Raw genomic sequence first — 24,724 nt, forward strand, 5'->3', positions numbered from 1 at the left:
GCGGCGGCACGCCCGTGGCCCGCACCGCCGACGGCCAGGCCGGCCCCGAGGGGCCCATCTCGTTGAACCCCGAGGTCGCCACCGGGTTCCGCACCGGGATGCGGCCCGTCGCCACCGCGTCGTACTCGGTCTCCACCGCGCACCCGCTGTCGACCCGGGCGGCGTGCGAGGTCCTCGCCGACGGCGGTACCGCCGCCGACGCCCTGGTCACCGCCCAGGCCGTCCTCGGGCTGGTCGAGCCGCAGTCCTCCGGCCTTGGCGGCGGCGGATTCCTCGTGCACTACGACGCCGAGTCCGGGCAGGTCGAAACGTACGACGGCCGGGAGACCGCGCCCGCCGCCGCCACCGTCGACTACCTCCGGCACATCTCGCCCGACGACACCGCCGCACCGCAGCCCGACGCGCGGCGCAGCGGGCGGTCCATCGGCGTGCCCGGCATCCTCCGCCTGCTCGAGACGGCCCACGCCGACCACGGCGAGCGCGAGTGGCGCGACCTGTTCGACCCCGCGGTGCTGCTGGCCGACGACGGCTTCGAGATCAGCCCACGCCTGGCCGAATCCATCGCCGCCTCCGCCGCGGACCTGGCCCGCGACCCCGACGCCGCCGGGTACTTCCTCGACGGCGACACCGGGAAACCCGCCGGGACGCGCCTCACCAACCCCGCCTACGCCAAGACCCTGTCCGCCGTGGCCACCGAGGGCGCCGACGCGTTCTACACCGGCGCGATCGCCGAGGCGATCGTCGACCAGGTCAGCACCGAGCGCGAGGGCATCACCCCCGGCGCCATGACCCTCGACGACCTCGCCGGATACGAGGCCGTCACGCGCGACCCCGTGTGCAGCCCGTACCGCGACCACGCCGTGTGCGGCATGGCGCCACCGTCCTCGGGGGGCACCGCCGTCGCCTCGACCCTGGCCATGCTCGCCGAGTCCGACCTCGCCGCGTACCCGCCGACCGACGTCGGACCCGACGGCGGCCTGCCCGCCCCCGAGGCAGTACACCTGGTCACCGAGGCCGAACGGCTCGCCTACGCCGACCGCGACGTCTACATCGCCGACCCACGCTTCGTCCCACCGCCGCTGGGCTCCGCGATGACCCTGCTGCGACCCGGCTACCTCGCCGGACGCGCCGGCCTCATCGACACCGAGCGCTCCATGGGCGAGGCCGAGCCCGGCGACTTCCCCTTCGACGCCCGCGGCGTGTTCACCGGCCCCGAACACGGGACCACCCACATCAGCATCGTCGACGCGCAGGGCAACGCCGCCGCGCTCACCACGACCATCGAGTCCGCGTTCGGCTCCTTCCAGATGGTCGAGGGGTTCTTGCTCAACAACCAGCTCACCGACTTCGCCGCCGAGCCGCGCGACGATGCCGGGCAGCTGCAGGCCAACCGGGTCCAGCCCGGCAAGCGGCCGCGCTCGTCCATGGCGCCGACACTGGTCTTCGACGGCACGCCCCTCGCGCGCGGTGAGCTGCGCGCGGTCGTCGGGTCGCCCGGCGGGTCGCGGATCATCCAGTTCGTCGTCAAGACGCTGGTCGGCATGCTCGACTGGGAACTCGACCCGCAGCAGGCCGTGGGCTCCCCGTCGTTCGGGGCGATCAACTCGCCCGAGACCGCGATCGGCGGCGAACACCCGGCGGTGACCGACGACTCCGAGCTGACCCGGTGGCTCACGGAGCGCGGCCACGAGGTCTCCACCGAGGAGCAGTCGTCTGGCCTCTCGGCGATTCTGCGCCAGTCCGACGGCACGCTCGTCGGCGGCGCCGACCCCCGGCGCGAGGGGATCGTGCTGGGCGGGTGACGCGGCGGCTTCTGCCCGCGGCGCCTGCTCGGCTACCCTCGAGAGGTCCGGCCACCTGCGCCGGGCGCCCCGCGGCGACTCGGCGGAAGTCGGTGTGGATCCGGCGCCGTCCCGCAACTGTGACCCCGTCCCCGGACGGGCGAGTCAGGTCGGCCCGTGCCGCGGTAGCCGTACGTACTGACCTCGGACGAAGAACGGTCGAGTGCCGCGGCCCCACCGCCGCGGCCCGAGCTGTTCTCGTCCTCCGAGCCGCGGAGGATGCCATGCCCCACCCACGAGCCCGCTCACTGTTGATCGCGCCGCTGGCCGCCCTCGCGCTCGTCGCCACCGCGTGCAGCGGCTCCAATGGCGAAGACTCCGCCCCCGCCGACCAGACCGGCGCGGCGGCCGACGAGCCGCAGGCGATCGTGTCCCTGAGCCCCACGACCACCGAGATGCTCTACGCCGTCGGCGCGGGCGACCAGGTGGTGGCGGTGGACGAGCGCTCCGACTTCCCGGAAGACGCGCCGGTCACCGACCTGTCCGGCTACACGCCCAACCTCGAAGCGATCCTGGGCTACGCCCCCGACCTCGTGGTGCTCACCGACGACAACGCCGACGTCGTGGCCGGGCTCGAGCGCTCGGGCGTCGAGGTGCTCCAGCTGCCGGCCGCCCAGACCCTCGACGACACGTACACCCAGCTCGAGCAGGTGGGCGCGGCCACCGGCAACATCGGCGAGGCCGCCGAGCTGGTGTCGCGGATGCAGGGCGAGATCGACGAGATCGTCGCCTCGGTGCCCGAGCGCGAGACGCCGCTGACGTACTTTCACGAGCTGGACGACACGTACTACACCGTCACCGACGCGACCTACGTCGGCGAGATCTACTCCGTGCTCGGCCTGACCTCCATCGCCACCGGCGACGACACCTACCCGCAGCTGTCGGAGGAACTCATACTCGAGGCCGACCCGGACCTCATCTTCCTCGCCGACGGGCAGTGCTGCGGCGTCACCGCGGAGACCGTGGCGCAGCGTCCCGGCTGGGACGGGCTCACCGCCGTGCGCGAGGACCGCGTCCACGTGGTGGACGAGGACCTGGCCAGCCGCTGGGGCCCGCGCATCGTGGACTTCATGCGCGAGGTCGCCGCGATCGTCGCGCAGATCCCCGCCGACCAGCCCGCGCCCCAGCCCACCCCGTGACCCGCCCGTCGCCCCGCCACGCCCTCGTGCTGGGCGGGGCGACGCTGCTCTTCGGAGCGGCGATGCTGCTGGGCACCCTCATCGGCCCGGCCGGACTCACCGCCGGCGGGGTGCTGCTCGACCTGCTCGACCGCCTGCCGCTCCTAGCGGTGGACTCCGGCCTCACCGAGCGCCAGCAGGTGATCCTGTGGGAGATCCGGGTCCCGCGCGTCGTTCTGGGTGCGATCGTCGGCGCGACACTGGCGATCGCGGGCGCCACCTACCAGGGCGTGTTCCGCAATCCGCTCGCCGACCCATACCTGCTGGGCGTGTCCAGCGGCGCCGGCCTGGGCGCGACACTGGCGATCGTCGCGGGCGGTGCGATGGGCTCGGGCCTGGTGCCGCCGGCCGCGTTCGCCGGCGGCATGATCGCCGTGATGGCCACGTACGCGCTGGGACGCAGCGTGGGCGGCGGGCGCAGCGAGGTCGTCATCATCCTCGCCGGCGTCGCGGTGGCCGCGTTCGCGAGCGCCATCCAGACCTTCTTCATGCAGCGTCACGACGACACGCTTCGGCAGGTGTACTCGTGGATGCTCGGACGCCTCACCACCAGCGGGTGGACCGACGTGCGGGCGGTCCTGCCGTACGTGCTGGTCTCCGTGGCGGTGATCGCCCTGTTCCGGCGCATGCTCGACGTCATGGCGGTCGGCGACGTCGAGGCCGCCACGATGGGCATCTCCCCGGCGCGGGTGCGTCTCATCCTCATCAGCGTCGCCACCCTCGGCACGGCGGCGGTCGTGTCGGTCTCGGGCCTCATCGGGTTCGTGGGCATCGTCATCCCGCACGCGGTGCGGATGCTCATAGGGCCCGGGCACCGACTGCTGCTGCCCACCTCCCTGCTGGCCGGGGCGACGTTTCTCGTGCTGGCCGACGTCATCGCGCGCACCGCCATGAGCCCGGCCGAGCTGCCGATCGGCGTGGTCACCGCCGCGATCGGCGCCCCGTTCTTCCTCGTGGTCCTGCGCCGCAGTCGGGGGCAGATATGAGCCCCGCCGACCACGCGCGCCGGGCCCCCTCGAGCCCGGCCGCACCACGCCACCCCGCCCTGGCCTGCCGCGACCTGCACGTCGTCCGCGACCGCACGCCGGTCCTGCACGGCATCGACCTGTCGGTTCCCGCGGGTTCCTGGGTGTCGCTGGTCGGCCCCAACGGCTCCGGTAAGACCACCCTGCTGTTCGCACTCGCGGGTCTCGTCCCGACGTCGGGGGGCGTCGAGGTCGAGGGGTTCGCGCCGCGCCGCGCGGGGCGCCGCCGCGTAGCGCGGACGGTGGCGATGATGCCGCAGCGCCCGGTGGTACCGGAGGGCGTCACCGCGCGCGAGCTCATCCGCCTCGGTCGCACGCCGCACATCTCCCGCTTCGGCACGGAGACCGCCCACGACCACGAGGTCGTCGACCGGGTGATCGACCGCCTCGACCTGCGCGACCTCGCCGCGCGCACCGCGACCACCCTGTCCGGCGGCGAGCTCCAGCGGGTGGTGCTCGGTCGCTCGCTGGCGCAGGAGCCGCGGGTGCTGCTGCTCGACGAGCCCACCAGCGCCCTCGACATCGGTCACCAGCAGCAGGTGCTGGACCTGGTCGACTCGATGCGGCGCGAGAGCGGGCTGACGGTGGTCGCGGCCATGCACGACCTCACCTCGGCCGCGCACTACGGCGAGCGGCTGGTGCTACTGGACGGCGGGCGCGTCGTGGCCGACGGCCGGCCGGAGGAGGTGCTCACCGCCGAACGGGTGGCGCAGGTGTACGGGGCGCGCGTCGAGGTCGTGGAGCGTCCCGACGGCCCGGCGGTGCTGCCCCTGCGCGGCGCGGGAGCGGGGCCCGGCGAGGAGGGCGCGCCCGGGCGCCGGACGCCCGGGGAGTGCGCGCCGTGATGGAAGTCGTGCTGCTGGGCACGGGCGCGGCCGACGGCTGGCCCAACCCGTTCTGCCGGTGCACGTCGTGCGGCGAGGCGCGCCGGCTCGGCGTGGTGCGCGGCCAGACCTGCGCGCTTGTCGACGACGAGCTGCTGATCGACTGCGGCCCGGAGGCCCCCGGCGCGGCGGTGCGGCTCGGGCGCACCCTGGCGTCGGTCAGGCATCTGCTCATCACTCACGCCCACGCCGACCATCTCGGTCCGCAGGCGTTGCTCTACCGCTCGTGGGTCCCGGGGGCGGGTGGGCTCGAGGTGGTCGGTCCCGCCGACGCGCTCGAGGTGTGCCGTCCGTGGGTCGGTCCGGACGACCCGGTGCGGTTCGTCCCGGTCGTCGCCGGGGACCGGCTCATCGTGGGCGGCTACGACGTGCGCGTGCTGCCGGCCCGGCACCGTGTCTTCCGCGACGGCGACGCCGTGCTCTACGACCTCACCGGGCCCGACGGCGCGCGACTGCTGTGGGCCACCGACACCGGTCCGTGGGACGAGGACTGGTTCGCCGCGGTCCGTGACGCCCGGTACGACGCGGTGTTCATGGAACAGACCCTCGGCGACCGCGAGGAGCTCTCCCCCGTGCACCTGGGCCTGTCCCGGTTCGCCGACCTGCTCGCGCGGCTGCGCGGGGTGGGCGCGGTGGTCGATGAGACCGAGGTGGTCGCCGTCCACCTGGGGCATCACAATCCGGCGCCCGACGTCCTGGCCGCGCGCCTGCACGGCCTCGGCGCCCGTGCCGGGGTCGACGGCGAGGTGGTCTGCTGCGGTCGCGATCAGCGGACTCCCGGTGACCGCGACCTCGACTCGCGCTAGGAGACTGCTGAACAAAGTGCGTGTACGGCCCGCGGGGTTGGGGTGGCCCTGAAATGATGTGGGTCATGCAGGGTGAGTCGGATCGGCAGCGTGAGTTGTTGGATGTGGAGTCGGTGGCGGGGCATCTTCTCGAGCCCGGCAGCGTGTTCGCGTTGCTGGCCGAGCATCGTGACCGGTTGTTCCCGGACGAGTTGTTCGCGGATCTGTTTCCCTCGGGGCGGGGCCGGCCCTCGATCCCGGGTGAGGTGATCGCCTCGGTCATCGTGCTGCAAGCACTGTTCGGGCACTCCGATCGGGAGGCGGTCGACGCGCTGACGTTTGACCTGCGGTGGAAGGCCGCCTGCGGGTATCCGGTCGATGCGAAGGGTTTCAACTCGTCGACGTTGACCTATTGGCGACGCCGCCTGGCGGCCAGTGAGCGGCCGCAGCGGATCTTCGAGGTGGTGCGTCAGGTCATCGCCGAGACCGGTGCGGTCAAGGCCAAGACCCGCCGGGCGCTGGATTCAACGGTTTTGGATGACGCGGTGGCCCGCCAGGACACGATCACCCAGCTGATCGCCCAGATCCGCCGGGTGGGCCGCGAGGTGCCCGGGGCGAAGGAGTTGATCGCCACCGAGTGCACCCGGTTGGCGGCGGTGTGCGGGCAGGACTACATCGCGTCGGGTAAGCCGCGCATCGCCTGGGATGACCAGGCCGCCCGAGACGAGTTGGTCTCCGCCCTGGTCGCAGACGCGCTGGCGCTGTTGGCGGCACTAGATGTCGAGGCGATCACCGCCGCCGGTGGCAAGCCGGCCGAAGCGGTGGCGCTACTGGCGCTGGTGGCAGGGCAGGACGTCGAACCGGCCGAGGATTCAGACGGCACCGACGGGCGGTGGCGCATCGCCCGCCGCACGGCGCCGGATCGGGTGATCTCCACCGTGGACCCCGATGCCCGCCACGCCCACAAGACCCGGCAGCGCCGCCAAGACGGGTTCAAGGCCCACATCGTCGTCGAGCCCGATACCGGCCTGACCACGATGTGCGCCCTGACCAAACCCAACGGACCCAGCAATTCCGATGCCGCGGTCGGTGCGGGGCTGGTCACCGCCGATCCCACCGTCGATGACGGTGAGCAGGTCGAGGTGCTCGGCGATTCGGCCTATGCCAGCGGCGACATGCTGCACACCCTGGCCGGCAAGCAGTGGCTGCCCCTGGTCAAGCCGTGGCCGCTACGGCCCGCGGTCGAGGGCGGGTTCACCCTGGATGACTTCACCTTCGACGCCGTGGCGGGCACCCTGACCTGCCCCGCCAACATCACCCGTGGCCTCTCTGCCAAGGGCAATGCCACCTTCGGGGCGGCGTGTCGTGGCTGCCCGCTGCGTCAGCGGTGCACTACCTCAGCCACGGGGCGCAAAGTGGTGCTCGGCGAGCACCACCTGCTGCAACGCCAGCACCGCCAGCGGGCCGGCGATGAGGACTTCAAGACCGTGTACCGCCAGCACCGACCGATGGTGGAACGCTCGATCGCCTGGCTGACCCGAGGCGCTCGGCGTGTGCCGTACCGCGGGGTCGAGAAGAACAACACCTGGCTCCACCACCGCGTTGCCGCCCTCAACCTGCGCCGACTACTCGCCATGGGACTGACCAACCAAAACGGAACCTGGGCCCTGGCCTGATCAGCGGGCCGGGGCCAGGCATTCCCGCCCCAGCAGAGGCTCGAACAACCCGCGGTGGGCGCCACGAACCTTTCGCCGAACCCAGAAATCTCAAGCCCCACACTCCGCGCGACGGCCAACCGGACCCTCACGCACACCGGGCGTGCCAGGATCGCAGCTTGTTCAGCAGTCTCCTAGCGGCGCTCGCCGCCGCGCAGCAGGTCGGCGGCGCCGCGCTCGAGCAGGTCGAACGCCTCGTCGAGGTAACCCGCGCGACCGTGCGTCGCGTCCTGCTCGCCGCCGCGCGGGCGGTGCCGCAGCACCGAGGCACCGGCGGCCAGGCTCAGGTCCACCAGCACCCGGATGCGGAACCGGCTGAGCTGCGGCTCCCGGCGGCCGATCGCGTCGTACAGCGGGTCGAGGATCTGCTCCGCGAGGCACGACCGGGCGTCGCTGGAGAGCATGATCCCGATCTGCTCCCCGGCCACGAACAGGTTCTCGGCGGCCTCGATGTCGTCCGACGAGCGCCCGTACAGTTCGCGGAACATCGTGCGGAAGATGTCCACGGGGGTCAGGTCCGGGTGGGCCTGGTCCACCTGCCGCACGAACTCCGCGATCTGCTCGCGCAGGAAGTGCAGGAACGCGTCCTCGCGGTGGGCGAAGTAGTTGTGGAACGTGCGGGTGGACACCCCCGCCCGTCCCGCGATCGCCGACACCGTCGCGCCCTCCGCCCCCTCGGCGACCAGGAGTTCCACGGCGGCCGCCGAGAGACGGGTGCGGGTGTCGGCCTTCTTCCGCTCGCGCAGGCTAGTGGGCATCTCCGTTAGTTCGTCGGGGGTCGGTGATCCAGGCGGTGGGGTCGCCGAGATAGAGGCCGCAGGCGGTGTCGAGGGCTTCTGCGGGAGTGCCTGAGGGCCATCCGTTTGGCAGGGCGGCTTGCTGGTAGTCGTCGTGGCTGGCGCGGTAGATCGCAAAACCCCACTGGCTGGCTGATCCGGCGTAGCGCAGTCGGCAGAGCTTGACTTCGTCCCCGTCGGTCAAGGTGGCATCGATGTAGGCGAATCCGGCCCGGTAGCGGGTGTGCAGGGCCTGGATCTGGGGCCACCGTTCGGCAGCGCGGGCCAGGAGTTTCTGTCGCAGTGAGGTCTGTGTCGAGTCGGGGATCTTGGCCATGGTCTCCATCATCGCCGCCGCCGTTTCTCGCCCTCGACTTTCGGCTTGTTCCGGCGTGGCGGCTTGGCGGGCGCCGCTGGGTGCGTCAGAAATGAACATGCCTCCCACCAGCGCCGTTATCGTCATCCTGTCCGGCAAAGAACGCGACGTGCTGACCCGCCGCGCGCACGCTGCTCGTTGTGCGCACCGCGATGTACTGCGAGCCCGGATCGTCCTGGCGGCCGCTGCCGGTGATGCCAACGCTGCGATCGCCCGCGAGGTCGGGGTGTGCGAAGACACGGTGCGCCAGTGGCGGCATCGGTTCTGCACCGAGCGCCTGGAGGGTCTCAAAGATCGGCCCCGCTCGGGACGACCGCGAGTGTTCACCCCCGTCGAGGTCGCCCAGGTCAAAGCGTTGGCGTGTACGCGCCCGGCTGACCACGGTCTGCCACTGACCAGATGGTCGGCCGCCGAGTTGAGAGCCCACGCCGTGGCCACAGGGCTGGTGCGCCCCGTGGCGTCGGCGACGATCGGGCGCTGGCTGGCCGCAGATGCGATCAAGCCGTGGCAGCACCGGTCGTGGATTTTTCCCCGCGACCCCGACTTCGCCGTCAAGGCCGCCCGGGTGCTGGACCTGTACCACCGGCGCTGGAACGGCGTTGCTCTCGGCGACGATGAGTACGTCATCAGTGCGGACGAAAAATCACAGCTCCAAGCCCTCAAACGCCGTCACGCCGAGACTCCCGCCAGGCCCGGTCAGCCGCGGCGCGTGGAGTTCGAGTACCGCCGCGGTGGGACGTTGGCCTACTTCGCCGCCTACGACGTCCACCAGGCCCGCGTGATGGGGATGACCGCACCCAAGACAGGGATCGCCCCGTTCACCGAACTGGTCGAGCAGGTGATGACCCAAGAGCCATACGCATCCGCGAAGCGAGTGTTCTGGGTCGTCGACAACGGCTCATCCCACGCAGGTCAGGCCTCGAAAGACCGGATGCGTCATGCGTTTCCCAACGCGGTCCTGGTGCACCTTCCGGTGCACGCCTCGTGGCTCAACCAGGTCGAAATCTACTTCTCGATCCTGCAGCGCAAAGCCATCGCCACCGGCGACTTCGCAGACCTCGACGATCTCGCCGCACGCATCCTCGCGTTCCAGGATCGCTACAACCGAAGCGCCGAACCGTTCGGCTGGAAGTACACCCGCGACGACCTCAACCGCCACCTCGACCGCCTCAACAACGACGGCACCCTCCGCGCAGCATGACCCCCGACGAACTAACGGAGATGCCCACTAGGCATCGGACCTCGTGGACCGGCCCGCGGCCACCGCGTCGGCGTGGACCACCTCGTCGTCGTCACCGGATCCCGCGCGGTCCCCGGCTCCGCGGGGACCGTCCGCGCCGACGTCCTCCAAAGCCGACCCCTCGACGTCCACCGAGGGCAGGATCCGGTCGAGCCAGCGCGGGATCTTCCACGCGTTCTCCCCGAGCAGGAACATCACCGCGGGGATGATCGTCATTCGGACGACGAAGGCGTCGAACAGCACGGCCACGGCCAGCGCGAAGCCCATCACCTTGATGAACTGCTCGTCGATCGTCATGAACGCGGCGAACACGCTGGTCATGATGAGCGCGGCCGCGGTGACCACGCGCGCACCGTGCTTGAAGCCGTTGGACACGGCGTTCTGCGCGGTCTTGCCGTGGACCCAGCCCTCGCGCATGCGGGTGACGAGGAAGACCTGGTAGTCCATCGCGAGGCCGAACACGATGCCGATGAGGATGATCGGCAGGAAGCTGATGATCGGCTGCGGGTCGGAGACGATGCCGCCCCAGCCCTCCTGCCACAGCGCGACGGTGAGGCCGAAGGTGGCGGCCACCGACAGGCCGAAGCCCAGCGCCGCGATGAGCGGCACCCAGATGGAGCGGAACACCAGCATGAGCAGGATGAACGCCAGCGCCAGGACGATGCCGACGTACGGCAGGAGCACCTCGGACAGTCGCTCGGAGATGTCCTCGTAGATCGGGGTGACGCCGGTGACGGAGTAGGTGCCGCCGGTCTGCTCCTCGAACTCGCCGATGCCCGCGCGGATGCTGTCCAGCACCGTGGCGGCCTGCTCGTCTGTCGCCCCGTACTCGGGCGTGATGAGCACCTGAGCGGCGTCGCCGGCCTCGTTGGACTCGATGATCTGCGCGTTGCGGACGCCGTCCACCGCCTGGATGTCCTCGACCGCGGTGGCCCACGCGGCCGGACGCTCCTCCGCCGGGACCTCGAGGGTGTCGACGAGGGCGATCATCGGCGCGTTGCGGCCGGGGCCGAACGCCTCGGCCGTGAGGTCGTACGCGGTGCGGTTGGGGGTGCCGGGCGACATCGTGCCGTCGGACGGCATGGCGAGCCGCAGCTGCGCGGCCGGGATCGCGAGCAGGCCCAGGAGCACCACGGCGACCACGGCGTGCAGGATCGGGTGCTTGCGAACGCGGCGGACCCAGGTCAGGCCCATCGTCGGCTTCTCGTCCTCCGGGTCCGGCGCCTTGACGACCGGGACGCGGGCGCCGAAGACCTTGGTGCCGACGGCGCCGAGGACGGCCGGCAGCAGGGTGATCGCGACGAAGACGGCGATCGCGACGGTCGCGGCGGCGGACAGCGCCATCGCCGTGAGGAACGGGATGTTGATGATCGACAGCGCGGCGAGCGCGATGAGCACGGTCAGGCCGGCGAACACCACGGCGGAACCGGCCTTGCCCACCGCGAGCCCGGCGAGGTGGGCGCGCTCGCGGAACGGGATGGTCTTGAGTTGCTGCGCCAGCTCCCTGGGCTCGAGGTCGTTGCCGCCGATGTGTTTGACGAGCTCGGTGCGGAAGCGCGAGACGATGAACAGGGCGTAGTCGATGCCCACGGCGAGGCCGATCATCGACGCCAGGGTCGGCGTGAAGTTGCTGATCGTGTCCGTGAAGGAGGTGGCGGCGAAGATGCCGGCGATGCCGATGCCCACACCCACCACGCCGACGAGCAGGGGCAGGCCCGCCGCGATGAGCGAGCCGAACGTGATGGTGAGGATGACGGCGGCCACGGCGATACCGATGATCTCGCCGGTCGCGCTGATCTCGGAGGTCTGGAACGCGTTACCCGAGTAGGCGATCGTCAGGCCGTCCTGATGCTCCGCGACGAGGTCGGCGAAGGCCTCGCGGTCCTCGGCCTCGACGTTCATCGTGGTCTCGGCGTCGAACTGCACCTGGAGCGTGCCGGTCGTCCCGTCCTCGCTCAGCGGGCTGAGCGCGGCGAGGTCGGCGTCGATCTGCTCCTGCGGGATGCCCTGCGCGGCCTTGGCCTCGGTCATCTGCTGACGCATGCCCTCGGCGGCCATCACCGGGCTGACGATCGCCTCGGTGCCGGTGAGGAAGTCCAGTTCCCGCACCTCGGCGAGGAAGGCGTCGACGTCCTCCGCGACGGCCGGATCGGTGAGGGTGCTGCCCTCGGGTGCCCGGATGACGACGGTGCCCGTCGGCGCGTCGAGCTGGCTGGGCGAACCCGGGAACCGCTCCTGGATCGCCTCCTGCGTCTCGATCGACTCGAGGCCGGGGATCTCGAAGCTGCTGGTGGTCTGCTGCGACAGGGTGGCGGCGGCCGTGCCCATGCCCGCGATGATGAGCAGCCACGCGACGATGAACCGCCACCTGTGCAGGTAGGCCGACCGGCCGATGCGGTAGAGAAATGACGCCATGCGCTTGGCTCCTCGGGGCGTGGGTGCAACTCGCGAACCCTCGCAGTTTTGCACGGACTCTGCACGATTGCACAGTCTGTGCAAGGTTGTGTGGCGGACGACACCCCGCGCGGTCGTCCCCGGCCGCGGGGGGCGACTCTCCGGGAGGATAGGGTTACCTAACCCCCTGCCGAAGGAGTACGAGTGGCCCGCGATCGCCAGCCCCCCGCCCCGATCGTCCTGACGGTGTTGCGCACCGAGACGGTGACCGCCCACCTGGTCCGGGTGATCCTGGGTGGCGAGGGCTTCGATTCGTTCGCCGCCCGCGCGGACACGGACAGCTACGTCAAGATCGAGCTTCCCCACGCCGGCGAGACGGTCGTGCGGACGTACACCGTGCGGCGATGCGACCCGGTCGCGCGGGAGGTCTGGATCGATTTCGTCGTTCATGGTGACGCCGGAGTGGCCGGCCCGTGGGCGTGCTCGGTCACCCCGGGCACGCAGGTCGCGCTGCGCGGCCCGGGCGGCGGCTACCGTCCGGACCCGGAGGCCGACTTCCACCTGTTGGCCGGGGACGAGACGGCGGTGCCGGCCGTCGCCGCGGCGTTGGAGTCGCTGCCGGAGGACGCCGTGGGCGCGGTGTTCCTGGAGGTCGGGGGCGACGACGACGAGGTCGACCTCGTCGCGCCGGCGGGTGTGGAGGTCACCTGGATCCACCGCGGGACCCCCTCGACGGACGCCGGCCCGGGGCTGATCGACGGCGACGCTCCGCTGGTCGGCGCGGTGCGTGACCTGCCGTGGCCGGGCGGCGACGTGCAGGTCTTCGTCCACGGCGAGGCCGAGACGGTCATGAAGCACCTGCGGCCGTACCTGCGACGCGAGCGCGGCGTGCCCGCCGCCCGGGCGTCGATCTCCGGTTACTGGCGGCGCGGCCGGACCGAGGAGGGCTTCCGCACCTGGAAGCGCGAACTGGCCGAGTCGGAGGAGGGCCCGCAGCCCGTCAGGTGAGTCCGGGCTCATCGTGTCGGGGCGACCCGGTACCCTCATGTGCCAGCACCGTTCACGCATCCGGCCCCTCGCGTACCCACCCGGGAGGCCCAGACGGCACAGACAAGGCATGGCACATGGCATTCACACGCGCGAAGCTGTTCACCGGACTGGTCGCCACCTCGGCTCTCGTCCTCGCAGGTTGCTCGGGCGGCGGTGACGACGCCTCCGGCGATGGTGGCGAGTCCTACCGCATCGGCATCAACCAGCTCGTCCAGCACCCGGCTCTGGACTCGGCCACGGCCGGGTTCAAGGAGGCATTCTCCGAGGCCGGCGTCGAGGTCGAGTTCGACGAGCAGAACGCCAACGGCGAGCAGGCCACCGCGCTGACCATCGCCCAGCAGTTCGCCGCCGACGACCTGGACCTCACCCTCGCGGTGGCCACTCCGGCCGCGCAGGCGATGGCCCAGAACATCATCAACATCCCGCTGCTGTTCACCGCGGTCACCGACCCGGTCTCGGCCGAGCTGGTCGACTCGATGGAGGAGCCGGGCTCCAACGTCACCGGCACCTCGGACGCCGCTCCCATCGAAGAGCAGCTCGAGCTGCTCAAGCAGCTCGTCCCGGACGCCGAGCGTGTCGGCGTCGTGTACGCCTCCGGCGAGGTCAACTCGCAGGTCCAGGTGGACCAGGCCGAGGAGGCCGCCGGTCCGCTGGGGCTGGAGATCGTCACCCAGACCGTCACCACCGTCAACGAGATCCAGCAGGCCGTCGAGGCGCTCGGTGACGTCGACGCGATCTACGTGCCGACCGACAACATGGTCGTGGCCGGCATCGCCTCGCTCGTCCAGGTCGCCGAGGACAAGCAGATCCCGGTGATCGCCGCGGAGGAGGGCACCGTCGAGGGCGGCGCCGTCGCCACCCTGGGCATCGACTACACCGAGCTGGGCCGCCAGACCGGTGAGATGGCGCTGCGCATCCTGCGCGACGGCGAGGACCCGGCCACGATGCCGGTCGAGACCGCGACCGAGTTCACCTACGTGGTCAACGAGGCCGCGGCCGAGCGTCAGGGCGTGACCATCCCCGAGGACATCCTCGCCGAGGCTGATCGCAAGTGATCGGGGCCGTCGAGGTAGGCCTCATCTACGGGGTCATGGCGTTGGGGGTCTTCCTGACCTTCCGCGTCCTCAACTTCCCCGACCTCACCGTCGACGGCAGTTTCACCACCGGCGCCGCCACCGCGGCGATGGGGCTCCTCGCCGGCTGGAACCCGGTGCTCGCGACCCTCGCGGGCTTCGGCACCGGGTTCCTGGCCGGCACGGTCACCGGCCTGCTGCACACCAAGGGTCGGATCGACGGACTACTCGCCGGCATCCTCACCATGATCGCCCTGTGGTCCGTCAACCTGTGGATCATGGACGGGGCCAACGTCCCGCTGCTGCGGCAGGACACGGCGTTCACGCCGCTGCGTGAGGCCGGCATCCTCGGCACCTGGGGCGGCGTCGCCGTCCTCGCGGTGGCCGTCATCCTGCTCGGCCTGGTCGTGTTGTGGTTCCTCACCACCGACCTCGGCCTGTCCATCCGGGCGACCGGTGACAACGGCCCGATGATCGCCTCCTTCGGCGTCTCCACCGACTTCACCAAGACCCTCACGCTGGCCCTGTCCAACGGGTTCGTGGGCATGTGCGGCGCGCTCATCGCGCAGTACTCGGGCTTCGCCGATATCTCGATGGGCATCGGCCTCATCCTCGTCGGCCTGGCGTCGGTCATCCTGGGTCAGGCGATCCTCGGCCAGCGTCGCCTGTGGCTGGCCGTGTTCGCCGTAGTCGTGGGTGCGATCCTCTACCGCCTCATCATCTTCGCGGCGCTCGAGGTGGGCCTGAACCCCAATGACATGAAGGCCATCACCGCCCTGCTCGTGGTCATCGCGCTGCTGCTGCCTCGCTGGAAGTCCGTGGGTGGCCGGTTCGGGCGCAAGCCGACCACCCCGGTCGCGGCCAACGAGCGGGCCGTGGCCGGGGTCGGTGCCGCGGTCGATCCGGGCCCCGGCACGTCCGCCGACGCGGCCGCCACCGGGTCCGCCGCCCCCGGCTCTACCGCCCCCGGCACCAAGGAGGTCTGACGATGCTGTCCGTCACCGGAGTGTCCAAGACCTTCTTCCCGGGCACCGCGAACGAGCGCCGGGCGCTCAACGACCTCACACTGACGCTCGGCGAGGGCGACTTCGTCACCGTGATCGGCTCCAACGGCGCGGGGAAGTCGACCCTGCTCAACGCCGTGTCCGGCAAGCTGCCGGTGGACACCGGTGCGATCGACATCGACGGCGTGCGCGTCAACCGTCTGCCCGACCACAAGCGCGCCAAGTACATCGGCCGCGTGTTCCAGGACCCGCTCGCCGGGACCGCCCCGAACCTCACCATCGAGGAGAACCTGTCGCTGGCGCTGCTCCGCGGTCAGCGTCGCGGTCTCGGGCGTGGGCTGAGCAAGAAGCGGCGCGGGCGGTTCGGCGAGCAGCTCGCCATGCTCGAACTGGGCCTCGAGGACCGTCTCACCGCCAAGGTGGGGCTGCTGTCGGGCGGTCAGCGGCAGGCACTGTCGCTGCTCATGGCGGGCTTCACGCAGCCGCGCATCATGCTGCTCGACGAGCACACCGCGGCCCTCGACCCGCAGCGCGCGGAGCTGGTCACGTCGATCACCGAGCGCATCGTCCGCGAGGGCGGCCTCACCACGCTCATGGTCACGCACAACATGGAGCAGGCCATCCGCCTGGGCAACCGGCTCATCATGATGCACGAGGGCCGGATCGTGTACGAGGCCGATGACGCGACCAAATCCAAGCTCACGGTGCAGGACCTGCTGCGCGAGTTCACCAACATCAAGGGCGCGACCCTGTCGGATCAGGCCTTCCTCGGCTGAGCCACCCGCGTGGAACGCCGACGCCACGCGCCGGCCCACTCCATCGACAAGAGCGTTCCGCACACCCCCACTCGGGAATCGTGTGCGGGACGCTCTTCTCGTCGCGCTGCCCCGCGCCCGCGCCGCTCAGTCACCGGTCGCGCCGGGCACGGCCTCCCAGCCGTCGCCGACTCTGCGCACCAGGCCCATCTGCTCGAATTTCTCGAACCAGCCCGGCGCGGGCCAGCTCCCCCACCGCGCGGCGTAGTGCGCGCCGTTGCGCAGCAGGTCGGTCAGGTGGTCGACCGGCGGATCAGCCACCGGGTGCCACCGGTGGTACGCGTGCGCGCCGGCCACCAGGATCACCGGCACGCGCCGGTGGAGCAGCCTGCGGCCGAAGTCCGTGTCCTCGGCGCCGTACCCGGTGAAGGCCTCGTCGAACCCACCGAAGTCCGCGCGCAACCGGAGCCAGAGGCCCGGCCGCACGGCGAACGACAGCGACCAGAACATCCCGAACTCGTCGGGCTCCAGTCGCCGCGTGCCGCGGGAGGGGAACGGTCGGGCCGGGTGCGGGTTGGTGAACGCGGGCAGGTCGGCCGGATCGGGCGCTCCGGCGGACTCCGGAAGGTAGGTCACCGGCCCGAGTCCCACGGCGCCGTCGGGGATCTCGGAGTACCGCCGACCCAGCTCGGGGCCGGGCATGCAGTCCACGTCGAGGAAGACGATCAGGTCGGCTCCCAGTTCGGCCGCCCGGTCGCCACCGAGGTTGCGGCTGCGGGCGATCGGCAGGTCGGGGCCGGCGGGCAACTCCACGATCTCGACGCCCTCGGCGGAGAGCTCGGCGGCCAGATCCCGACCGCCGGGCCTGTCGGGCAGCACTACCACGTGTCGGGCACCGGGCAGGTGCGCGGCCATCGCGCGGCGCTGGGACCTCAGGTGTTCGGCGCGGCCCGGCGTGCAGACCGTCACCACGGCGATCGACGCCGCGGTGGTCATCGCGCCGCTCCGACCGTCGGCTCCGCGGGCCGCTCGACCGGCTGTCGCCCGGAGGCCTCCCGCCCGCGCTCGCGCCCGGCGAACTCCGGCCCGCGCCGCTCGACTCCGGTTTCCCGCCCCTCGGCCACCGCCTCGAGGAGACCGGCCAGCCGCTCGGCGGCGCCGTCGACCTCCCACGCCTCGCGCAGCCCGGAGCCCGCGCCCGACGAGGAGCGGGCGGCCTCGAGGGTGCGCCGGACGGCTCCCACCAGCTGGTCCACCGGGTCATCGCGGCGCACGACCTCGGCCAGGCCCAGCCGGGCGAGGGTGGCCGCGGTGGCGTCCTGCTCGTCGAAGGGCCGTTCCTCTGGTGCCACGACGACGTGCGCGTCGGCGGCGGCGAGGTCGGCGATCGAGCTCTGCCCGGCCGCGCTGATCACCACGTCGGCGCGGCACAGCTCGTCCCACGGGTCGGCCACCCAGCGGCCGCCGGGACCGCCGAGGGAGATCCAGTCGACCTCACCGAGTTCGTCACGCACGGCATCCCACCGTCCATCGTGGCCGCCTCCGCCGGAACCGCGCAGATGCAGCACGCGGGGCCGCTCCCCGTGGCGCTCGCCCGGACGCGGGCCGGCGCCCGGGTCCCGACCGGCGAACCGCGAGACGCCGCCGACGGGCACGAGCGGCCGCGTGGCCCCGGCGGGCACGGGTGCGCCGGCCGCGCGGGGCCACCCGGCGACCAACGCCGAGCAGACCCCGTGGGCGAGCAGGTGCGGGGCGTCGTCGCGGCGGCCCGGCAGCACGGTGGAGACCACTGGCGTACCGGTGAGCCGGGCGCCGAGCGTCACCTCGACGGAGATGTCCGACCAGAACACGGTCGGCGTGTGACGGTCGATCCATTCGGCGAGTATGGCCATCCGGCGGCGCAGCCCGGCGTGGCGGAGGGGGACCCAGTGCAACCGTCCCCCAGCGGTCGCGTCCGGACCCGCGCCGCCCTCGGCCTCGTCGTAGTCCAACGGCAGCGTGACGACCCGGACGCGCCCGGGATCGGGAACAGCATCGTCGCGGATGCGGGCGGAGGTAAGGATGGTGACCTCGTCGTCGAGCGCGGCGGCCACCGACAGCGCCCGTTGCACGTGGCCGCTGCCGTGGTGGTGGGCGTAGATCCCGATCATGACGCCACGCCCACCAGTAGGGCCCGGAGTCGCTCCTCGAGGGCGTCGATGCGGGCGTCGTGGGAGAACGCGGCCGCGGCGGCGCGGGCGGTCGCGGCCCGGTCGAGCGTGAGCGCGGCCGGGATGCCGGCGGCCAGCGCGGACGCCGGGTCGTCACCGGGGTCGACGAGGATCACGCCGGGTTGCCCGCGCAGGATCTCGCGGATGCCGCCGCGCGCCAGGGCGACGACCGGGGTGCCGCACGCGAGCGCCTCCACGGCGGTGAGTCCGAACGGCTCCTCCCAGCAGGGGGTCACCAGGGCGACGGCCGCGCTCGCGACCAGCGGCACCAGCGCGTCGCGCCCCAGCGGGCCGTGGTGGTGCACGAGGTCGCCGGCCTCGCGCAACCGGGGTCTCAGGACTCGACGCATGTACCGGTCGTCGCCGACGCGGCCGGCGAGGTCGAGCGGCATGCCCGCGAGCCGGGCCGCCTCGACGGCCAGGTGCGGGCCCTTCTCGGGCACGATCCGGCCGGTCCACACCGCACGGTGCGGCGCGGCGCGAAGGGATCCGGTCGCGCGCCCGGGGCGCCACGTGGCGAGGTCGACGCCGTTGGGCAGGACGTCGGCCCCCTGCGGCACGCGCCAGGTACCGAGGACGGATCTGCTCACGGCGAGCACATGACCGGTGGCCTCGCCGAGCCGATCGAACGCCTCCTGCATGGGCTCGAGCCGCGGGCAGTGCAGCGTCGTGATCATGGGCGTGTCCATCTCGGCGGCGCGCACGAGCGGGACGTGGCTGAGACTGTGGTTGAGCACCACGTCGTACCCGGCCACGGCGACGTGGTCCATGAGGCGTTCGAACTCGGCGGAGTCCGCCTCGTAGCCGCCGGGCGGGTAGTAGCTGTCGCCGCGGCCGGTGGCGGTGGCCATGGCGGTGAACTCGAAGCGCGGGTCGTGCCCCTCGCTGCCGGCGGCGGCGTACAGGGTCACCCGGTGGCCGCGGGCGCGCAGGGCCCGGACTTCCTTGGCCACCACGACCTCGAGCCCACCGGCGTACGGCTCCCGTATGGGGAACCGGGACGGCCCGATCACGGCGATGTCCAGACGCTGCTCGCTACGGGCGTCCACAGCCCCCCTCGTCCTCTCGTGGCACCCGACCGGTCCGGGCGCTGCCAGAACATTGAATAGTGTCCTGTCGGGGGCCCCCGCGCCACCGCTGCGTCGTCGGCGCGTCACCCCCGTCGCACCGGCCGACCGTCACCAGCCCGCGATGATCCGCTCGAGCCGTACACCGGCGCCATCGCCTCCGAGGCTGCGGACCCCGACGCCCGACGCGGCGATCGATTGCGCAGCGGGAGGCCGCTCGCCCCACTCCTGCTCGCGCGCCAGGGCCCGGGAGCTGCGGATCCGCGCGAGGGTGCGCCCCTCGTCGTCGTCCAGGATCACGCTCCCCTCGGGTGGGCACAGGGCGCGCAGCCGCCGCGCGTCGAGCGGCCCGAGCGCGCAGGGACGGTGGATGTCGACGAGGACGGGGGGACGACGACGAGGACCCGCCCCCGGCGTCCCCGGGAGCCACCACGGGCTGCGCGAGCGGAGGTCCACGCGTGGATCGTCTGCGAAGAGCTCGGCGATCACGGCGGCGTCGGATGTGGCGGGGTCGACGGTCACCGCGACATCACCCCAGGTGAGCAGGGATGCGCTGGTGGCGGCGGCCGTGCCGGTCCCGCTGAACGCCGGGTCGGCGGCGTGGACGTGGACGGCGATCGAGGGCAGCGCGTAGATGCCGCCGGCCGGCCGGGTGAGCGGTGAGGCGATGAGCGGGGCCAGGCGCGCGGTCTCGGCGTTCTTCTGGGCGAGGTGGGCGGCGGCCTCCCGCTCCCCGTCTGCGCGTTCCCCGTCCGCGTCGGCGCGGCCGGACCAGTCGGGCCCGTCGTGCCAGGCCACGGCGTCGGGGACGTACCGCAGGCGGCCGCCGGCCTGTTCGCAGCGCCAGGCGAGGTCCCAGTCCTCGCCGCCGTAACCGACGATGTCCGGGTCGAAGCCGCCGGCCAGGTCGTAGAGGCGGCGGTGCAGGCCGCACACGGCGGACAGCACGCCGCGCCACAGGTCCTCGCCCCGGGTGAGGCTCTCGGTTTCGGCGTAGTAGCCGGCCGGCCACTCAGGGTCCGGCAGGATCTCGGCGGGCTCTACTGCTGTCGCGGAGTCCGGGAAGCGCCCGTACCGACGACGCCCCACCACGAGCAGGTCGGGTCGGCCCTCCAGCGCCTCGCACATCGCGGCGACGTAGTCGGGCCCGGGCACGGTGTCCCCGTCGAGGAAGAGCAGGAGCTCCCCGTCCCCGGCCCGCGCCCCCAGGTGGCGTGCGGCCGACGCGCGGAAGCCCCGATCGTCCTGCCGCACCACCGTCACCCCGGGTGGGACCGTCGGCGGGGTGGGCGAGCCGTCGTCGGCGACGATCACCCGCAGCGCGCTGTGCCGGTCGAGTCCGGTCTGGCCGCGCAGGGCGGCGAGGATGCGGTCGAGCATGTGCTGGTCGCGGTAGTACGGGATCACCACGTCGACGCCGCCGCGCGCGGGAGCGGACCGCGTCACGCGAGGCCTCCGGTTTCCGCCGACCACCGCGCCCACGCCGCGCGGTACGCGCGCCCGAGCTCCTCGAGCCCCGGCGGCGGGGGCGGGATCCGCGTGGGCGAGGGATCGTCGAGCAGTCGCCGCAGGTCGCCGGCGAAGCCGGAGCCGTCGGTGATGAGCAGGGAACCGGGGCGGTCGTGCTCCATCTCGCGGATGTAGTCCGAGTCCCAGACCAGGGGGCGCCTGCCGGCCGCGGCCCACGTGCCGAGCGACCCGGACGCCGACACGTTGCGGAACAGGGCGACGGGCACCGTCACCTCGCCGAGGGTGCGGGCGAGGTCCTCGTCGTCGACCCGTCCCGTCACCTCGGCGCGGCCACCGGCGGCGCGGACGGTCTCCAGCGCGGCGTCGACGTAGCCGTCGTGCCCGTCGGCGGGCGCGCCCAACAGGCGGAGCGACACCTCGTCGCCCGACGCGGCGAGCGTGGCGACGGCCTCGGCGACCACGTCGACGGCCTTGCCCGGGTGCAGGAACCCGAACACCCCGACCGACCGGGCGTCGGGGCTGAGGTCGGCGGGTGGCCCGAGGTCGGGGACGGGGAGCGGGATGACGGCGTCGACGGCGATGTGGGCGTCCGCGCAGAGACGCCGCTCGTGCTCGGAACTCACCACGACGAGACCCGCGGCGCGCGCGATGCTCTGGTAGGTCCGCGTGCGGCGACGGCACCGCTCGACTCCCTCCGCGGGCTGGGGCACGTCGTGGAGGGTCACGCCGACGGGCCGGTGCGCGGCGAGAGACTCCACAGCCGTAGCGGCCTCGCCGGGCGTGCGGCCGAACAGCGGGTCGGCGATGTGCAGGTGCACGGGCACGCGCCCCCGCCCGGCCAGCGCGGCGGGTAGCCCGGCCACGTCCTCGACCTCGAGGACCGGCGTGCCCGCGGCGCGCGCGCTGTCCACGGCGAAGCGGGTCACCCCGTGCTCGGGCGGGCCGAGGGCGACGGTCAGCGGCACGCCGGGGCGCGCGGCGGCGGGGTCGGCGGCGTTGTTCGTGGCGGTGGCGGGGTCCGCGGCCGTCATCGCAGCCCCAGCAGGTCGATGCGGTCGGCGTGGCGGCGCAGGCCCTCCTCGACGACGCCCGGCGTGGCCGCGTACCAGGCCAGATGCGCGTCGATGATGTCCTGAGTGCGCACCGGCGCGCCGTCGACGAGCCAGTCGCCCGGCGCGGTGACGTCGAGCCCGGTCACGTTGAGGGCGCGGGCGACGGCCGGCTCCACGGGCGCGCGGGTGGCGCCGAGGGGCTCTCGGTCTCCGATCCGCGGCGGGTCGGTCAGCATCCCCGCGGGCAGCCGCTCGAGGATGCGCTCGAACACCGTGGCCAGCGTGTGCCGGTCGGGGTGGTTGATCGTGTGCCAGCGCGGGAATCCGTCGAGCAGATCGGAGGCGGTCAGCGTGCCGTGCGCCTGCTCCCGGACCCGGAGGGCCTCGACCGATTCGCGGGCGGCGGCCCGGGCCTGCTCGGCGGTCGGCGCGGCCTCGAGCACGCCGCGGTCGCCGGTCGCGGCGGCGAGGATCGTGCGCAGATCGTGGTACGGCGCAAGGGGCGGGGTCAGCGACCGGTCGCGGGGCGGCCGGACCAGCACCTGGTACGGGTGCAGACCGGCGTAGCGCAGGACGGGGACGAGGACGACCGTCGCCGAGGGCGGCAGATGCGCGGCGAGCTGGCGATGCCCGAGCGGCAGGTCGCGGTAGTCGTCGCGGACGGGCTGGATGATCAGCACGTCCGTGCGCGCGAGGTCGGCGTGCAGGGCGGGCAGGTCGGCGGCCGTCATCTCGTACACGGGCCGCACGTCCACGACCCGGACCTCGTCCGAGGAGCGCAGCAGGTCGCGGTAGACGTCGGCCTGGCAGTTGCCGATCACCATGACGGTCGGCCGGTCGGGGGTGGTCACCGCGTCGACAGTAGTAGGCCCGGGGTCGCGGCGCCGGGGACGCATGGCACGGTGACGAGGTGAACTCTGGCGCCTCCCCCGCCCCGACGATGCGGGTCCGCTCCGTGCCCGCCGGGCACGACTACGTCCGCCACGCCCTCGGAGGCGCCGCCGACGTCGTCGTGCTCGACGACCCGGTGCTCGACCCGGCCGAGCCCGCCCGCTGGTGGCCCCATCCGGCGCTGGAGGCGGCCGAGCGGCCCGAGGTCCTCGACGACGCCGACCTCGTGCACGTGCACTTCGGGTACGAGCACCGCTCGCCCGGTCAGATCGCAGAGTTCGTCGCGGCACTGCGCGCGCGGGCGATGCCGCTGGTGGTGACCGTTCACGATCTGACCAACCCGCACGAGCCCGACCCCACCGCCCATCTCGAGCGCACCGGTCATCTCGTCCGCGGAGCCTTCGCCGTCCTCACGCTGACCGTCGGCGCCGCCGCAGAGATCCGCAAGCGGTGGGGCGTCGACGCGCAGGTCATCCCGCATCCTCGCCTCGTGTCGGCCGCGGTCACCGAGCCGCTGCGCCGAGCCCGCGCCTCAGCCGGCCACGACGGCCGGCGCCCCGGTCGCGTCCGCACGGTCGGGGTGGTGCTCGGTTCACTGCGCGCAGGCGTCGCGGCCGAGCAGCTGTTGCCCGCGCTCGCCGACGCGCTCCCGCCCCACACCCGGCTGATCGTGATGATCCGCGCCGATGCCCTCGCCGCCGCCCGCGATCCCGGCCACCCGCGGCATCCCGCCGCGCTCGCGCTCGACCGTCTCGCCAGCCGCCCCGAGGTGGAGGCGCGGGCGCACGACCACCTGCCCGAGTCCGATCTGTGTGCTGCCCTCGCCGGGTTCGACGCCCTCGTGCTCCCACACCGCCACGGCACGCATTCGGGCTGGTTGGAGCTGTGCCGCGACCTGGGTCTGCCGCCCGTCATCCCGCGCATCGGCTATCTGGTCGAGCAGTGGGGCCACGACGTCGCCTCGTACGACGCCGGGTCACCTGACACCGCCGGGCTCCGTGAGGCACTGGGCACCGCGCTCGGGGGCCCGCCGGCTCCCGCGCGCTCGCCGGACGCCGAGGACGCCGCCGTCGCGTCCGCCCACGCCGCGATCTACCGCGCAGCGCTGACCACTGGAACTCACCAAGGACGTTGACGCCGGGAATCGGCGTCTGTTACCACTCGCCGGGAGTGCGCGGCGTCAGCCCTCCTGGCGGCGGACCATCTCGCCGATCCACTCGGGCACATACGGCGAGGTGCAGCCGCGCGGCGTCGGGTAGTCGCGCAGCACCCCCAGCCGCTCGCCGATCTCCAGCGCCCGCGCGCGCAGCTCCGGGTGGTGGATGCCGATCTGCGCCAGGCAGGTGTTCATCTCCCACTGCAGCCGCTCGTGGGCGTCGGCCATCTCGGCCTCGATCACGTCGAGCAGCCCGGGCAGGTCCAACCCCTCCGGCTTCTTGACCACGCGGTCGGCGGTGAGCGCCCAGCCGGCGGAGGCCACGACCGGATTGGCATCGCCGAGCCACGCGACGCGCAGCTCCTCGGCATGCGAGCCCTTCATCACTACGTAGCCCACCAGCCAGTCGTGGACCTTCCGCGTGCGGGCCTGACGCAGCATGGCATCGAGCTCGACGGCGGAGAACTCCTTTGGCCGGCACACGAGGATCGCCAGCAGCCGCGCGGCCGAGTCACCGGTCGCCCACAGTTCGACCGCCAGGGGCTGGTTCTTCTTCACCCGCTTGGCCACCGCCCGCAACGCCGTGAGGTTGACCCCGTGGTCGTCACCGTGCCGGGCGTTGACCTCCCGGATCCGGGCGTCCTCGAGACCGGCGAGCTCGGCCATCACCTCGTCGAGCGTCGGCGTTGTCGTCGTCGTCATGGTCTCGTCCCTTCCCCTCCGGGCGCGCCCGCCGCGCCACCTGTCGGCCCGGTGCCACGCGCGCCGGCCAACGCCACGCG

The 24,724-nt window shown here is 72.7% G+C and carries 22 protein-coding genes; 12 read left to right on the forward strand and 10 right to left on the reverse strand.

The genetic code is table 11. The annotated features are described in order from the left end of the window. The first annotated feature begins 14 nt into the window (after positions 1 to 14). From ggt to VYL96_RS15530, 6 genes are all read left to right on the forward strand, one after another. Complete coding sequence (gene ggt, locus VYL96_RS15505; protein WP_207913529.1) at positions 15 to 1,802, forward strand: gamma-glutamyltransferase; 1,788 nt, start codon at positions 15 to 17, stop codon at positions 1,800 to 1,802. A 263-nt stretch (positions 1,803 to 2,065) separates the two neighbouring features. Beyond that, positions 2,066 to 2,980, forward strand: a complete 915-nt coding sequence (locus VYL96_RS15510; protein ID WP_061917263.1) for an ABC transporter substrate-binding protein — start codon at positions 2,066 to 2,068, stop codon at positions 2,978 to 2,980. Beyond that, positions 2,977 to 4,005, forward strand: coding sequence for a FecCD family ABC transporter permease (locus VYL96_RS15515; RefSeq protein ID WP_061917258.1), 1,029 nt, complete (start codon positions 2,977 to 2,979; stop codon positions 4,003 to 4,005). Before VYL96_RS15510 ends, VYL96_RS15515 begins: the two co-directional genes overlap by 4 nt. Then, a complete protein-coding gene (locus VYL96_RS15520) occupies positions 4,002 to 4,889 on the forward strand; it encodes an ABC transporter ATP-binding protein (RefSeq protein ID WP_061229806.1) in 888 nt (295 codons plus the stop codon). The genes VYL96_RS15515 and VYL96_RS15520 overlap by 4 nt, the downstream gene beginning before the upstream one ends. Continuing rightward, positions 4,889 to 5,734, forward strand: a complete 846-nt coding sequence (locus VYL96_RS15525; RefSeq protein WP_061229808.1) for an MBL fold metallo-hydrolase — start codon at positions 4,889 to 4,891, stop codon at positions 5,732 to 5,734. The genes VYL96_RS15520 and VYL96_RS15525 overlap by 1 nt, the downstream gene beginning before the upstream one ends. A gap of 65 nt (positions 5,735 to 5,799) precedes the next feature. Next, positions 5,800 to 7,389 (forward strand): IS1182 family transposase, encoded by a 1,590-nt coding sequence (locus VYL96_RS15530; protein ID WP_061917886.1) that lies wholly within the window; start codon positions 5,800 to 5,802, stop codon positions 7,387 to 7,389. 173 nt (positions 7,390 to 7,562) lie between these two features. Here VYL96_RS15530 and VYL96_RS15535 read toward each other — a convergent pair whose 3' ends face one another. Beyond that, positions 7,563 to 8,186, reverse strand: a complete 624-nt coding sequence (locus tag VYL96_RS15535) for a TetR/AcrR family transcriptional regulator (protein ID WP_259882694.1) — start codon at positions 8,184 to 8,186, stop codon at positions 7,563 to 7,565. Beyond that, positions 8,176 to 8,640, reverse strand: a complete 465-nt coding sequence (locus VYL96_RS15540) for a hypothetical protein (RefSeq protein ID WP_254425955.1) — start codon at positions 8,638 to 8,640, stop codon at positions 8,176 to 8,178. Before VYL96_RS15540 ends, VYL96_RS15535 begins: the two co-directional genes overlap by 11 nt. Here VYL96_RS15540 and VYL96_RS15545 point away from each other — a divergent pair. Next, positions 8,639 to 9,781 carry an IS630 family transposase gene (locus tag VYL96_RS15545; RefSeq protein WP_061917901.1) on the forward strand — a complete coding sequence of 381 codons (1,143 nt, stop codon included), beginning with the start codon at positions 8,639 to 8,641 and terminating at the stop codon, positions 9,779 to 9,781. The two genes, VYL96_RS15540 and VYL96_RS15545, sit on opposite strands and share 2 nt — an antisense overlap. A 27-nt stretch (positions 9,782 to 9,808) precedes the next feature. On the opposite strand, the gene VYL96_RS15550 is transcribed toward VYL96_RS15545, so the two are convergent. Beyond that, positions 9,809 to 12,235 (reverse strand): MMPL family transporter, encoded by a 2,427-nt coding sequence (locus VYL96_RS15550; protein WP_082767642.1) that lies wholly within the window; start codon positions 12,233 to 12,235, stop codon positions 9,809 to 9,811. A gap of 183 nt (positions 12,236 to 12,418) precedes the next feature. Here VYL96_RS15550 and VYL96_RS15555 point away from each other — a divergent pair, with 183 nt between their 5' ends. The 4 genes from VYL96_RS15555 (at position 12,419) to VYL96_RS15570 (ending at position 16,117) form a co-directional block, all read left to right on the forward strand. Next, the gene (locus tag VYL96_RS15555) at positions 12,419 to 13,222 is read left to right on the forward strand and encodes a siderophore-interacting protein (protein ID WP_174521521.1); all 804 of its coding nucleotides are present in this window, start codon (positions 12,419 to 12,421) and stop codon (positions 13,220 to 13,222) included. A 116-nt stretch (positions 13,223 to 13,338) separates the two neighbouring features. After that, positions 13,339 to 14,319 (forward strand): ABC transporter substrate-binding protein, encoded by a 981-nt coding sequence (locus VYL96_RS15560; RefSeq protein ID WP_061228171.1) that lies wholly within the window; start codon positions 13,339 to 13,341, stop codon positions 14,317 to 14,319. Next, positions 14,316 to 15,323 carry an ABC transporter permease gene (locus VYL96_RS15565; protein ID WP_131885898.1) on the forward strand — a complete coding sequence of 336 codons (1,008 nt, stop codon included), beginning with the start codon at positions 14,316 to 14,318 and terminating at the stop codon, positions 15,321 to 15,323. Before VYL96_RS15560 ends, VYL96_RS15565 begins: the two co-directional genes overlap by 4 nt. A gap of 2 nt (positions 15,324 to 15,325) precedes the next feature. After that, positions 15,326 to 16,117: an ABC transporter ATP-binding protein gene (locus VYL96_RS15570; RefSeq protein WP_007631559.1), complete on the forward strand. Its 792-nt coding sequence runs from the start codon at positions 15,326 to 15,328 to the stop codon at positions 16,115 to 16,117. 126 nt (positions 16,118 to 16,243) lie between these two features. Here VYL96_RS15570 and VYL96_RS15575 read toward each other — a convergent pair whose 3' ends face one another. The 6 genes from VYL96_RS15575 to VYL96_RS15600 all read right to left on the reverse strand — a co-directional run bounded on the left by VYL96_RS15575 (position 16,244) and on the right by VYL96_RS15600 (position 22,746). After that, a complete protein-coding gene (locus VYL96_RS15575; protein ID WP_061228169.1) occupies positions 16,244 to 17,092 on the reverse strand; it encodes a glycosyltransferase family 2 protein in 849 nt (282 codons plus the stop codon). Beyond that, complete coding sequence (locus VYL96_RS15580) at positions 17,089 to 18,246, reverse strand: glycosyltransferase (RefSeq protein ID WP_231888879.1); 1,158 nt, start codon at positions 18,244 to 18,246, stop codon at positions 17,089 to 17,091. The genes VYL96_RS15575 and VYL96_RS15580 overlap by 4 nt, the downstream gene beginning before the upstream one ends. Beyond that, positions 18,243 to 19,355, reverse strand: coding sequence for a glycosyltransferase (locus VYL96_RS15585; protein WP_063972471.1), 1,113 nt, complete (start codon positions 19,353 to 19,355; stop codon positions 18,243 to 18,245). Before VYL96_RS15585 ends, VYL96_RS15580 begins: the two co-directional genes overlap by 4 nt. Before the next feature lie 129 nt (positions 19,356 to 19,484). After that, entirely contained in the window at positions 19,485 to 20,819 is a 1,335-nt protein-coding gene (locus VYL96_RS15590; RefSeq protein WP_243699712.1) for a glycosyltransferase family 2 protein, read from the reverse strand. Beyond that, a complete protein-coding gene (locus VYL96_RS15595) occupies positions 20,816 to 21,874 on the reverse strand; it encodes a glycosyltransferase (protein WP_063972469.1) in 1,059 nt (352 codons plus the stop codon). The genes VYL96_RS15590 and VYL96_RS15595 overlap by 4 nt, the downstream gene beginning before the upstream one ends. Beyond that, entirely contained in the window at positions 21,871 to 22,746 is an 876-nt protein-coding gene (locus VYL96_RS15600; RefSeq protein WP_131885900.1) for a WcbI family polysaccharide biosynthesis putative acetyltransferase, read from the reverse strand. The genes VYL96_RS15595 and VYL96_RS15600 overlap by 4 nt, the downstream gene beginning before the upstream one ends. A 59-nt stretch (positions 22,747 to 22,805) precedes the next feature. On the opposite strand from VYL96_RS15600, the gene VYL96_RS15605 reads away from it, so the two are divergent. Next, the gene (locus VYL96_RS15605; protein WP_231888877.1) at positions 22,806 to 23,921 is read left to right on the forward strand and encodes a glycosyltransferase family protein; all 1,116 of its coding nucleotides are present in this window, start codon (positions 22,806 to 22,808) and stop codon (positions 23,919 to 23,921) included. Positions 23,922 to 23,966: 45 nt separating this feature from the next. Here VYL96_RS15605 and VYL96_RS15610 read toward each other — a convergent pair whose 3' ends face one another. Continuing rightward, a complete protein-coding gene (locus VYL96_RS15610) occupies positions 23,967 to 24,644 on the reverse strand; it encodes a DNA alkylation repair protein (RefSeq protein ID WP_007631547.1) in 678 nt (225 codons plus the stop codon). Positions 24,645 to 24,724 lie beyond the last annotated feature (80 nt).

The organism is Dietzia maris, from assembly GCF_036287335.1.
Lineage (GTDB): Bacteria > Actinomycetota > Actinomycetes > Mycobacteriales > Mycobacteriaceae > Dietzia > Dietzia cinnamea.

Excerpts from the sequence above, each read along its gene's own strand:
- VYL96_RS15560 (WP_061228171.1), top strand. The coding sequence starts at position 13,339 with ATGGCATTCACACGCGCGAAGCTGTTCACCGGACTGGTCGCCACCTCG.
- VYL96_RS15525 (WP_061229808.1), top strand. The coding sequence starts at position 4,889 with ATGGAAGTCGTGCTGCTGGGCACGGGCGCGGCCGACGGCTGGCCCAAC.
- VYL96_RS15510 (WP_061917263.1), top strand. The coding sequence starts at position 2,066 with ATGCCCCACCCACGAGCCCGCTCACTGTTGATCGCGCCGCTGGCCGCC.
- VYL96_RS15575 (WP_061228169.1), bottom strand. The coding sequence starts at position 17,092 with ATGACCACCGCGGCGTCGATCGCCGTGGTGACGGTCTGCACGCCGGGC.
- VYL96_RS15595 (WP_063972469.1), bottom strand. The coding sequence starts at position 21,874 with ATGACGGCCGCGGACCCCGCCACCGCCACGAACAACGCCGCCGACCCC.
- VYL96_RS15530 (WP_061917886.1), top strand. The coding sequence starts at position 5,800 with ATGCAGGGTGAGTCGGATCGGCAGCGTGAGTTGTTGGATGTGGAGTCG.
- VYL96_RS15570 (WP_007631559.1), top strand. The coding sequence starts at position 15,326 with ATGCTGTCCGTCACCGGAGTGTCCAAGACCTTCTTCCCGGGCACCGCG.
- VYL96_RS15550 (WP_082767642.1), bottom strand. The coding sequence starts at position 12,235 with ATGGCGTCATTTCTCTACCGCATCGGCCGGTCGGCCTACCTGCACAGG.
- VYL96_RS15580 (WP_231888879.1), bottom strand. The coding sequence starts at position 18,246 with ATGATCGGGATCTACGCCCACCACCACGGCAGCGGCCACGTGCAACGG.
- VYL96_RS15610 (WP_007631547.1), bottom strand. The coding sequence starts at position 24,644 with ATGACGACGACGACAACGCCGACGCTCGACGAGGTGATGGCCGAGCTC.
- VYL96_RS15520 (WP_061229806.1), top strand. The coding sequence starts at position 4,002 with ATGAGCCCCGCCGACCACGCGCGCCGGGCCCCCTCGAGCCCGGCCGCA.
- VYL96_RS15535 (WP_259882694.1), bottom strand. The coding sequence starts at position 8,186 with ATGCCCACTAGCCTGCGCGAGCGGAAGAAGGCCGACACCCGCACCCGT.
- VYL96_RS15540 (WP_254425955.1), bottom strand. The coding sequence starts at position 8,640 with ATGTTCATTTCTGACGCACCCAGCGGCGCCCGCCAAGCCGCCACGCCG.
- VYL96_RS15545 (WP_061917901.1), top strand. The coding sequence starts at position 8,639 with ATGCCTCCCACCAGCGCCGTTATCGTCATCCTGTCCGGCAAAGAACGC.